This is a genomic window from Streptomyces sp. MZ04 (genome assembly GCF_004684775.1).
Lineage (GTDB): Bacteria > Actinomycetota > Actinomycetes > Streptomycetales > Streptomycetaceae > Streptomyces.
The window spans coordinates 1-10,406 of the sequence record NZ_SRIC01000284.1 but is presented as its reverse complement, the minus strand read 5'-3'; the positions used below and the strand labels follow the sequence as shown (position 1 = coordinate 10,406).

The following is a 10,406-nucleotide window of genomic DNA, read 5'->3' as shown; positions in this document are numbered from 1 at the left end:
CACCCGCCCCGAGATGCCGCCCGCCGACATCATCAAGGCGGCCCAACAACAACTGACGGACCGCTGCCTGAAACGCCAGGGCCTCACTCCGCCCCGTGCGGAAGCACCGCGGGCAGCGACGCCGGCCACCAGAGACAGCCGGGAGGAATCCCAACGCGTCGCGGACGCCCTGTTCGGCGCGGGCCGAACGGAGCTCTCGCTCACGCTCCCCACCGGCTATTCCGTACGCGCCCATACGGACGGCTGCCTGGCCGCGGCGCAGCGCACGCTCTACGGCGACCAGCGGCGCTGGTTCGAGGTCTCGACCATCGCCAACAACCTCAAGCCGGAGGCGGCCCACCGCCACCGCAGCCTCGCCTGGGTCCGCGCCCGGCACCGCACGGAGCTGTCCGACTGGCACAGCATGCGCGCACAGGCCCTGCGCCGAGCCACGGCCCAACTGTCCACCTGACACCACAGCTCACCGCGAGAACGATCACCACAAGGAGAACCCCCCGCATGATCAGCAAGCCCACGGCCCGGCTCGCCGCCACGCTCCTCGCCATCGGCACGGCCATGACCACGTCGGCCGCGGCCCAGGCGGCCTCGTGCCCGAGCGGCCAGTTCTGCGCCTGGACGGACGCCGACTTCGGCGGCCAGCGCACCAACTGGTCGGGCGACGACCACGACTGGGAGGACCCCATCCAGGACCAGGACTCCTCCTGGGCGAACCACGGCATCTCCGGCCCCGGCATCAAGGACCACGTCCAGGTCTACGAGAACCCGGGCCTGGTCGGCTTCGGCACGGTCTGCCTGGGCCCCGGCCAGGAGATCACGTCGAACGGCTGGGCCAACGACAGCGGCGACTCCCACACTTGGAAGATGGAGTGCTGATTCCGGCGCCGCCGCCTGTCGCCTCCGGCCCGTGCCGCTGAGAAACCCGAAGACCCCCAGCCATGATCGGCTGGGGGTCTTCTTCCCGGTGGGCGCGGACGGTTTCGAACCGCCGACATCTGCCTTGTAAGGGCGGACGTGGACGACAGCGAGAGCGACCAGCTCTCTCCGGCTGTAGCGGCAGCCCAGACGAATGGCGCATCTCGACTGCGCCGAGCCGTCGTTGACCGTGGCTGCCCGCACGATGTGGCACGGCTGTGGCACACGACCGCTTCGTCCCGAAGCAACTTGCGTGGGCGCTCGACCTGGGGCTGGTGAACGAGGTGGCTGAGGGTGGACTGCACCTTTGACCAAAGGGTGTTCAAGTGGGATGCATAGTCATCTTCGTCCTTTCCGAACGGGAACACCACAAAGTCGCCTTCGACAAGTACCCCGCGACTGCAGTTGCTGCACCGGACTAGGTACAGGCCCCCAGAAACGGACGGATCGTCGTCCGTCAGAGCACCCTCGACACTGCCCGTCAGTTGCAACTGACAGTGCCCCGCAGAAGACAGAGCACTTGGACCCAATGCGGCCGTCATTAACCATGGCTCCCGATTAACTCCCTTGAGTTCTCGGCAAGCTGATGCCAGAGAGCCGAGGTCGACGGAGTCTCAATGGCTGAGTCCCTCCGGGCAGGGGTTTTACAACCTGGTCTCATCCCTATCAGGCCAATCGCGAGGGACCGTCGACCTCGGCCCATCGGTCCTACTTTCGGCTGATCGGCCGTTGCGATCCGGCGTCGACCGTTACTGCTCGGGTGCACGGCGTATCGGACTCCCCAACGCGCGCCGCGAAGGACAGGCACGCGTCAACGGACTACCCACGCGGATGCCGACGCCCTCACCCGCCCAGGCCGGCTTCCGCCTCGGCGACCGTGTCGCAGACACAGAGGACTTGGTCGGCACCGGTAGCCGAGCGTGGGGAGGCGCCCACGATCCGGGAGATCGGCCGGAGCGTCGGCCTGTCGAGCCCGGCGTCCGTGGCGTACCACCTTGCCCAGATGGAGCAGGTTGGGGTCATTCCGCTTCACCGGGAGGCGTGGTTCCGGGCGGGGTATCGGTCTGCATTAGGAACGGCTGCCCCCGTGAACCGCGGTCTGCTCGCCGGTCGCTTCGGCCACGCGGAGCAATTGTCGCGGCCATCTGTATGTATTTCCTGTCCTCCGCATCGCGATGTGTGACACCGGTGGAGCCGGGTGGTACTTCTGACGCGCCCTAGAAGCGCCCCAATTGACCCTTTCGCTTATTCGTGACGACCGGATGCTGCGGATGGTTGGCGGGCCGCTTTCACAAGAGGAAGGACATTCATGAAGAAGCGCTTGGTGCTTGCCGGGTCGGCCCTGGTGGCAAGCCTCGGTCTGGGCCTGTCGGCGGTACCGGCCGTGGCGGCCCAGAACGACGTGACCATCGACTGCAACGAGAACGGGTCCCAGAACCTCATCAACGCCATCAAGGACGCGAACAACAACGGCGGCGGCACGATCAGGCTGGCCAAGCGCTGTGCCTACCGGTTCGAGACCTCTTTCGACGGCTTGAACGCCCTGCCCCCGATCACCCGCGACGTGAAGATCATTGGTGACAAGTCGACCCTGATCCGCTCCGTGCGGGGCGACGAGTTCCGAATCCTCCGCGTCGAGGAGGGCGGCAGCCTCACCCTTAAGGGCGTCACGGTGACCGGTGGGCTCCTCACCTCCGACCCCAACGACGCCGAAGGCAACGCGGACGGCGGTGGCATCGCCAACGAGGGCTCGCTATGGCTGGAGAAGAGCACGGTCATCGGCAACCAGATCACCGGCGACGGTGGCGGCATCTCCAATGAGGGCGGGTACGTCACTCTGGTGAACAGCCGCGTCCTCACGAACATCGCCTTCGACCAGGACAAAGACGCCGCTGACGGCGGCGGCATCAGCAACAACGCGGACGGCACCCTCACGATCAAGAAGTCAACCATCGCCGGCAACACCTCGGAGGAGGACGGCGGCGGCATCCAGAACCAGGGCACGCTGACCGCCGAAGGCACGCTGTTCTCCAAGAATGAGGCACGTGACGATGACGGCGCCGCCATCAACAACCTGGGCAGCGCCAAGATCAAGGACAGCAAGTTCGTTGAGAACTATGCCGGCCTCGAAGGTGGCGCCATCAACAACGACCCCTCGAACAACAACACGCTGGAGGTTACGGGCTCGTCCTTCCACCGCAACGTCGCGGGCCGTGACGGTGGCGCGCTCAACAACGAGGGCATTGCGACCCTGAAGACGAGCACGATCAAGGGCAACCAGGCCGGCCGGGACGGCGGCGGCATTAACAACGAGGAGGAGGACGCCGCAGACCCCACGGTGCTCACCCTCGAGTACACGAAGGTCACTGAGAACCGCGCTGCCCGGCATGGCGGCGGCATCAACAACTGGGTGGGTGCCGAGGTCATCCTGAAGCACAGCAAGATCTTCAAGAACCGCCCCGACAACTGTGCCGGAGCCGTCCCCGGTTGCTGACCTGAAGGTCGCCAAGCCCAGTTCTTCCAAGAAGAGCTGATCACTCGACCGTACGTGGGTGGCGCATCCGCACCAACCGCGCTCCGCCCTAACCGGAGCGGTGGCCCTGGGGCGGAGCAGAGCCAGTGCACCCCGTTTGGACCACGGACCCCGCGCAAGGCGTGAGGCCGGTAGCCTATAGCCCGCTCCGCCGCAGGTGGCCGGGGCGTGGCTGGGTTGCCCGAGCGACCTAAGGGAACGGTCTTGAAAACCGTCGTGGCGCGAGTCACCGTGGGTTCAAATCTCACACCCACCGCGCAGGTTGAAGGCCCCTGACCAGGAACATCGGTCGGGGGCCTTCGTCATGGACGCTGACCGTGGGGGACCGTCGTTCCCCGGTGTTCCCCGCTCGATCGGGCACGCCGGGGGCACGGGCGCCGTTTGATCCGTAGCGTGGGCGGCTATCGCATCTTCGGCTGTCAGTGCTGCATGGCACTCTGCCGCCATGACGACAACGACGGAGCTCACCCTCTTCGCCGACTACTTTCAGATACACGTATCCGATGCCGATTCAGACGGTGATCTAAGCGACGCGTGGACGGACCAGGCTGTTGCCGATCACCTCGCGGTTGCTCAGGATGCGCTGGGTATCGGCACGGTAGTCAATGTCAACGTATCCGTCACTGTGATGGTCCTGCCTCAGCAGCCGAGCGATGACAGCTCGGAATTCGATCACGTTGTTGAGGCCAGCCTCGATGTGTCGTCGGGTCGCCTGACGGTCCTGGGCTGCACGGATTACGCCCCCGATGCGGCTACGTTCGAGGTCGCGTCAGGCTGGAACCGCGTCCGCGTGTCCCGGGGCAACTTGGCTCGGGCAGCTCAGGCCGACGTGGACTCCGACGAGAGCCCCGAGACCACCGAGAAGATCCGTATCCAGGTGTGGGCGGCCCCGGAGTCCCCAGCGACGATCACCAAGCGATGGTCTTAGTCCGGCGAAGCCTTCGAGGGCTGGCTCGTGTGCCCGTCCTTCGAGCCGCACCTTCACCACCATCAGTTACCCACCACTCTCCCCAGCTCCCATCCCGTCCGCCGTCGACCCACACACCGTGGAGCGGGCGTGGTTCATGGCGTCCAGGTGGAGCGCGCCACTGTACGAACGACCTGGACGCCATGGGCCGCGTCTGCTCGGCTCTGCCTGGGTCGATGGCGGACGGGATGGGAGCCCACGACGCTCACCACGAACCGGCCGGCACTCGCGCACGGCGCCCCTCCCATCCCAGAGTCTGAGCGCCCCCGCCGGAGGCATGTCTTTGGCCCGCGGATAACGACCCGCCCTTGCCCGCATGCACGCAGCGCGCCGCCGGGCGCGGCCAGCCGGGGCGGAGACAGGAGGCAGGCCGCGCCGCAGAGGCGGCGCGCGCCCGCGCCGTGCGCGGGCCTTGATGAAGTAGGGAAAGTCTCACCGCGCTGGACTCTGGTGGTAGTCACTGTCGGCGTGCACGCGAACGTCCCCGCCCGCGTATGGATGAACTCGGCCAGTTGATCAGCCGGGCCACTATCGCTCTTAAGACGAGGCGCTTGGCGTGGTCGATCTCCGGGCACGGCGAGCAGACTTCAAGGCGAAGTAGGCAGTCAGCGCCGCAGTCCCAAGGGGCAGCAGCGGATAGAGAACTGCCGTCCCCCACGACGTGAAACTCCTGTCGATCACCTCAAGGCCCCACGGCGTCCTGCCAGCGGACACCACCTCTCCCGACCTGCCGTCGTAGGTCACCTTCACAGTGTCCGTATTGTCACCCACAGGTCGGCCGGAGCACTCGACGTAGCTTCCCCCTCGGCCCCCGCCTTCGAACTGGCACTGTGAAAGGCGGACCTGGACTTGGTCTCCAGCCAGTCCCAACCGCACGAGACCCAGAGCCACGGACCATGCGGTTGCCCCCATAAACAGCAAGGCGATCACGCTCCAGGGAGCGCAACGCTGTCGTACTCAACCGATACATCCTGCCGACGTTCAGCGTGGTCCCTCTGCGGGAGATCACCACCCCGCAGGTATGACGGTGGCGTACAGACCTCCTCGACGGGGGCGTCGGCGCGGCCTCCATCGCCAAGGCGTACCAAGTCCTCCGCGCGATCCTGCACACGGCCGTCGACGACGGGCTGATCGAGCGCAACCCGTGCCGGATCAAAGGCGCCGGATCAGTGACCCACACCGAGCGGCCGTTCCTCTCCGTTCCGGAGGTGTACCGCCTGGCCGACGCCGTTCCGCCCCACTGCCGCGCGCTGATCCTCCTCGCGGCGTTCTGCGCGCTCCGCTTCGGCGAGCTGGCGGCCCTCCAGCGCCGTGACATCGACCTGGAGGCCCGTACCGTCTCCGTCCGCCGCGCCTATGCCGAGACGCGCGCCGACGGCCTCACAGTCAAGGCTCCCAAGAGCGCGGCAGGTGTCCGCACCGTCGCCTTTCCGGCCTCCCTTGCCGAGGAGTTGGCGCACCACTTGGCTGAGTACGCGAGTGCCGGCCGAACTGGGCTCGTCTTCGTCGGGGCCCGCGGTGGTGTCCTGCGCCGGAACAACTTCCGGCGGATCTGGCTCCGCGCGCTCGCCGCGACCGGCCTGGGCGACGTCCACTTTCACGACCTCCGGCACACCGGCAACACCCTCGCCGCGACGGGCGGCGCCACCACGCGCGAGTTGATGCACCGTATGGGGCACTCGTCCGTGCGGGCAGCGCTGATCTATCAGCACCTCGTCAACGGTCGTGATCATGTGATCGCCGACTACGTGGACGGCCAGATCAGGAAGGTGAAGCGGCCCCCGCACGGCCCATCTGGCACGTAAGTGGCACGGCGCCGAAGAGCGGCCGCGAACGACCAAGGCCCAGGTCCCCGGATTCGCACCGGTTGACCTGGGCCTTACTCATGTCCCGAGACTGGTGGGCGCGGACGGTTTCGAACCGCCGACATCTGCCTTGTAAGGGCAGCGCTCTACCCCTGAGCTACGCGCCCGGAAGGTTTCGACAGCCTACCCTGCCGGTGGGGGTGCCTCCCAAACGCGTTCCGTGCCCGGTGTCCGCCATCAGCGAAGGCGGCAAAGTCGCGGGGTGCGGCGCGAACTAACCGACCCGTGTGTTCGTCATTAACCGGTGGGAGAATGTGACACCGGGCAAGGCGGACGACAGCACGGGAGAGGGATAGTGACGGCGACACCATCGCAGCCGTACACGCCAGACACGTCTAGCAAGTCCTATACGTCGAGCACGCCGAGCACGCCGAGCACACCGAGTACGTCGACGAGTACGTCGAGCACCTCGGATGAGGATGTGCGTCGTCGCCGCGGGAGCGTGTGGCCGCGGGGCTCCCGATCGTTCTCCCCGCACAGCCCCCGCCGCGCCTCCCGCCACAGCGCCCTGCGTGACGTCGTCACGCTCGCCTTGCTGCCCCTCCCTCTTCTCGCCATCGCCCTCCCCGCCGCCTTCGCCGGCGGCGGCACCCGGCGGTGGTTCGGGGGGCGGGGTGAGTCCATGCGGGCCGACGCGCAGGCCGCCAAGGACGCGGCGGCCGCCGCCTTCTACGAGCTGGACACCGCCCAGCGCGATCTGCGGATCTCCATCGAGACCATCGTCGCCGTCGACTCGTCGCCCGCCGCGCAGCGCGCCGTATCGGACTTCGAGGCCATGGGGCGGCGGATCGACGAGGTCAGTCACCAGTACATCAGCGCCGTGGACGCGCACGATCTCGATCGGGATGATCTCGAGGCTTCTGTCGCCGCCCGTGCGCGGGCCGAGCTGACGCAGGCCAAGGACGATCTCGACAAGGCCAAGCAGGACCTCGACCGGTTCCAGCAGGGGCTCGGGCCGCTGCTCGACAAGGCGGAGACGCAGCTCGCGCGGCTCGCCCCTGCCGTCGAGCGGGCCCGGCAGACCCTCCTCGCCGCCAGCAACGCCCTGGATGCCGTACGGGGCGCCGGGCTCAAGGCCGATGATCTGGCCGCTCGCCTCGCCGCCCTCGGGCCCGAGCTGACCAAGCTCAATCAAGGAGCCGGACAGCACGGCGTACCGGAGACGCTGCAGCGCGCCGACCGCGTGCTGCGGGACGCCGAAGCCGTGCGCGCCGAGGCCGAGCGGCTGCCCGAGCGGGCCGCCGAGACGGACCGGCGTCTGGTGTCGCTGCGTACGCGTGCGCAGGCGCTCACCACCCGCAGCGGCCAGGTCGACCCGATCCTCAGCGAGCTGCGCCGCCGCTTCACCGCCGCCTGCTGGCAGGACCTGCAGCGCGTACCGGACCAGGCCGCGGAGAACGTGCGCCAGGCCGAGGCCAAGCTCAAGGAGGCCGGACGGGCGCGCGACGAGCAGCGCTGGCCGGACGCCACGTCCCTGCTCTCCACGGTCCGCGCCCTGCTGAACTCGACGGACGAGGCGGTATCGGCCGCCGGTGACCGGCTGCGGCGGCTCAACGCGGTCGCGAAGGACCCACAGCAGGAGATCGAGCGCACCCGCTTCGCGATCCGCGACGCCCAGCGCCTTGCCATGGCGGGCCGCCAGACCCCGGAGCAGCGGCACGCCCGCCCGCTCGACGAGTCCGTCGCCCGCCTGGACCGCGCGGTGGCGTCCCTGGAGGGCCGCCACCCCGACTACTGGCACTTCCTGACCGAGACCGAGGCCGTGCGGCAGACGGTGGCACGGGTGGTGGCGCAGATCCGGGAGGAGCGGGGGCAGGGGGCGTAGCCCCGATGTTGGCGGTCCGGCCGCCGAGGGCGGATCCTGTAGATACGTACGCGGCGATCCCCCAAGGAGGCGGATATGGCCACGCATGTACTTCACCCGGGGGCGAAGGGGACGAAGCGGCCCAGGCGGCATGTGACGCTGAACGAGCACCTGCCCGTCGACCACCGCCTCAGCACCGTCTACCGCGTCGGCGCGGGCCTGATGGGACTCGTCCTGCTCGCGTTCGGCATCCTCGGCCTGATCGACAGGATCGGGTTCTTCGACACCCAGGGCGACACCGTCGCCACTCTGAACACCAACGGCGCGCTGAGCGTCCTGTCGATCTGTGTCGGGGTGCTCCTCTTCGTCGGCATGGTGATCGGCGGCAACTTCGCCTCGACGCTGAACATGAGCCTCGGCGTCCTGTTCGTCCTCAGCGGCTTCGTCAACCTCGCCCTGCTGGAGAGCGACTACAACTTCCTCGCCTTCGAGATCCAGAACGTGCTGTTCAGCTTTGTCGTCGGCGTCCTGCTGATGCTCTTCGGGATGTACGGGCGTGTCGGCTCGGCCCTGCCGCACGACAACCCGTACTGGAAGTCGCGCCACCCCGAGGCGGAGGAGCAGCACGCCGAGCACTGACCGCGCCCCTGAACAGGGAGGTCAGCCCCTGACCAGGGGCGACACCCTGCGCCCGCACACCGGAACCCCTGTGCGAGCCTGGAGCCATGTCCGACCTCACCTCAGCTTTCAGTACCGCCCTGCGGGCCCACCGCCTGGTCGCGATCGTGCGCGGCGGCGACGCGGAGGCCTCCTTCCGGACGGTCATGGCGCTCGTCGAGTCCGGTGTACCGCTCGTCGAGGTCTCCCTCAGCGGCGCCGACGCGCTCGGCGTGCTGCGCCGGGCCCGTGCCGAACTGGGCGACGAGGCCTGGCTCGGCGCGGGCACGGTGCTCACCGCGGACGACGCCCGGCGAGCCGCGGAGGCGGGCGCCAACCTCGTCGTCACGCCGGGGCTCGGCGCGGGCGTGGACGAGGCGGTGCGGCGCGGACTGCCCGTCGCCGCCGGGGTCCTCACCCCGACCGACGTGATCGCGGCCGGCACATCGGGCGCGACCGCGCTGAAGATCTTCCCCGCGTCGGCCATGGGCGGGCCTTCCTATCTCAAGGCGCTGCGGGCCCCCTTCCCCGACGTGCCGTTCGTGCCGGTGGGCGGCGTGGACGCGGTGGCCGCCGCGGAGTATCTGGCGCTCGGCGCGGTCGCGGTGGGCGTCGGCTCGCCGCTCGTCGGGGACGCGGCGGACGGCGGGGACCTGGCCGCCCTGCGCAAGCGCGCCACGGAGTTCGTGGCGGTCGCGGGGGTACGCCGATGAGCACCGGAAATGGCCTCGAGGTCCTCACCCTCGGCGAGACCATGGTCGCCCTGCGCGGCAGCGGCCCGCTGAAGCTGGGCGGTTCGATGGACCTCTCGATCGCGGGCGCCGAGTCGAACGTGGCCATCGGCCTGACCCGGCTCGGGCACACCGCGGGCTGGGTGGGCGCGGTCGGCGACGACGAGGCGGGCGAGCTGGTGCTCCGTACGCTGCGTGCCGAGGGCGTCGACGTGCGGGGCGCGACGCGTGACGCGGGCGCGCCCACCGGGCTCATCCTCTTCGAACCGCGGCTGCCCGAAGTGACCCGCGTGCACTACTACCGTGCGGGCTCCGCCGGTTCACGCATCGCGCCGGACGCGGTCGAGCGGGCCTTCGCCGTCGGCCCGGCGCCGCGCGTACTGCACCTGACCGGCATCACCCCGGCCCTCGGCCCGTCCGCCCGGGACGCCTGCCTGCGCGCCCTCGAACTGGCCCGGGAGCACGGCACGACGGTCTGCCTCGACGTCAACTTCCGCTCCAGGCTGTGGAGTTCGCGGGACGCCGCGGCGGTGCTTCGCTCATGGATCGCGTACGTCGATGTCCTCATCGCATCGGACGACGAACTGCCGCTGTGCGTACCGGAAGGGGTGCTGGAGGAGGAAGGGACCGCCGCATCCGCGCACGCCAAGTCGCTGCTCGGCCGCGGGGTCCGCGAGGTCGTGGTGAAGCTCGGCGCCGACGGGGCGACCGCGTACACCGCCGACGGCGAACTGCACGCGCCCGCACGTCCAGTGCGGGTGGTGGACGCGGTGGGCGCGGGCGACGCGTTCGTCGCCGGGTACCTGTCGGCGCTGCTCGACGGCGAGGACGTCGCGGGGCGGCTGGGCCGGGCGGTCACGACGGGTGCGTTCGCGGTGGCGTCGCACGGGGACTGGGAGGGCGCGCCGACCAGGGCGGAGCTGGGGCTGTTGGGGGC

11 protein-coding genes and 2 tRNA genes are annotated in these 10,406 nt (G+C 69.1%); 11 read left to right on the top strand and 2 right to left on the bottom strand.

Annotation, left to right across the window (positions count from 1 at the left end; genetic code table 11):
- The first annotated feature begins 13 nt into the window (after positions 1–13).
- The 7 genes from E2651_RS35820 to E2651_RS35785 all read left to right on the top strand — a co-directional run bounded on the left by E2651_RS35820 (position 14) and on the right by E2651_RS35785 (position 6,217).
- The gene (locus E2651_RS35820) at positions 14–451 is read left to right on the top strand and encodes a hypothetical protein (RefSeq protein WP_135335435.1); all 438 of its coding nucleotides are present in this window, start codon (positions 14–16) and stop codon (positions 449–451) included.
- A gap of 47 nt (positions 452–498) precedes the next feature.
- Positions 499–873, top strand: coding sequence for a peptidase inhibitor family I36 protein (locus E2651_RS35815; protein WP_135335434.1), 375 nt, complete (start codon positions 499–501; stop codon positions 871–873).
- A 799-nt stretch (positions 874–1,672) separates the two neighbouring features.
- On the top strand, positions 1,673–2,095 hold the full coding sequence (locus E2651_RS35810; RefSeq protein WP_348541689.1) for a hypothetical protein: 423 nt from the start codon (positions 1,673–1,675) through the stop codon (positions 2,093–2,095).
- Positions 2,096–2,221: 126 nt separating this feature from the next.
- Positions 2,222–3,406 carry a hypothetical protein gene (locus E2651_RS35805; protein WP_135335432.1) on the top strand — a complete coding sequence of 395 codons (1,185 nt, stop codon included), beginning with the start codon at positions 2,222–2,224 and terminating at the stop codon, positions 3,404–3,406.
- A gap of 209 nt (positions 3,407–3,615) precedes the next feature.
- Positions 3,616–3,701 (top strand) — tRNA-Ser (locus E2651_RS35800).
- A 189-nt stretch (positions 3,702–3,890) separates the two neighbouring features.
- The gene (locus tag E2651_RS35795) at positions 3,891–4,373 is read left to right on the top strand and encodes a hypothetical protein (RefSeq protein WP_135335431.1); all 483 of its coding nucleotides are present in this window, start codon (positions 3,891–3,893) and stop codon (positions 4,371–4,373) included.
- Positions 4,374–5,581: 1,208 nt separating this feature from the next.
- Positions 5,582–6,217: a site-specific integrase gene (locus E2651_RS35785; protein ID WP_209446328.1), complete on the top strand. Its 636-nt coding sequence runs from the start codon at positions 5,582–5,584 to the stop codon at positions 6,215–6,217.
- A 92-nt stretch (positions 6,218–6,309) separates the two neighbouring features.
- Here E2651_RS35785 and E2651_RS35780 read toward each other — a convergent pair.
- Positions 6,310–6,384, bottom strand: a tRNA-Val gene (locus E2651_RS35780).
- A gap of 238 nt (positions 6,385–6,622) precedes the next feature.
- Positions 6,623–6,802: a hypothetical protein gene (locus E2651_RS45695; RefSeq protein WP_245239440.1), complete on the bottom strand. Its 180-nt coding sequence runs from the start codon at positions 6,800–6,802 to the stop codon at positions 6,623–6,625.
- On the opposite strand from E2651_RS45695, the gene E2651_RS35775 reads away from it, so the two are divergent.
- The 4 genes from E2651_RS35775 to E2651_RS35760 form a co-directional block, all read left to right on the top strand.
- The gene (locus E2651_RS35775; protein ID WP_135335436.1) at positions 6,786–8,102 is read left to right on the top strand and encodes a hypothetical protein; all 1,317 of its coding nucleotides are present in this window, start codon (positions 6,786–6,788) and stop codon (positions 8,100–8,102) included. The two genes, E2651_RS45695 and E2651_RS35775, sit on opposite strands and share 17 nt — an antisense overlap.
- Positions 8,103–8,177: 75 nt before the next feature.
- Entirely contained in the window at positions 8,178–8,720 is a 543-nt protein-coding gene (locus E2651_RS35770; RefSeq protein ID WP_135335430.1) for a DUF4383 domain-containing protein, read from the top strand.
- 86 nt (positions 8,721–8,806) lie between these two features.
- Positions 8,807–9,451 (top strand): bifunctional 4-hydroxy-2-oxoglutarate aldolase/2-dehydro-3-deoxy-phosphogluconate aldolase, encoded by a 645-nt coding sequence (locus E2651_RS35765; RefSeq protein WP_135335429.1) that lies wholly within the window; start codon positions 8,807–8,809, stop codon positions 9,449–9,451.
- Positions 9,448–10,406: sugar kinase (locus tag E2651_RS35760; RefSeq protein ID WP_135335428.1), on the top strand; the 959-nt coding region annotated here is incomplete at its 3' end. The genes E2651_RS35765 and E2651_RS35760, both read left to right, overlap by 4 nt.

What these genes read in the sequence shown, in the direction of transcription:
- E2651_RS35795 (WP_135335431.1), top strand. Translation starts at nt 3,891, where the DNA reads ATGACGACAACGACGGAGCTCACCCTCTTCGCCGACTACTTTCAGATA.
- E2651_RS35805 (WP_135335432.1), top strand. Translation starts at nt 2,222, where the DNA reads ATGAAGAAGCGCTTGGTGCTTGCCGGGTCGGCCCTGGTGGCAAGCCTC.
- E2651_RS35815 (WP_135335434.1), top strand. Translation starts at nt 499, where the DNA reads ATGATCAGCAAGCCCACGGCCCGGCTCGCCGCCACGCTCCTCGCCATC.
- E2651_RS35770 (WP_135335430.1), top strand. Translation starts at nt 8,178, where the DNA reads ATGGCCACGCATGTACTTCACCCGGGGGCGAAGGGGACGAAGCGGCCC.
- E2651_RS35820 (WP_135335435.1), top strand. Translation starts at nt 14, where the DNA reads ATGCCGCCCGCCGACATCATCAAGGCGGCCCAACAACAACTGACGGAC.
- E2651_RS35765 (WP_135335429.1), top strand. Translation starts at nt 8,807, where the DNA reads ATGTCCGACCTCACCTCAGCTTTCAGTACCGCCCTGCGGGCCCACCGC.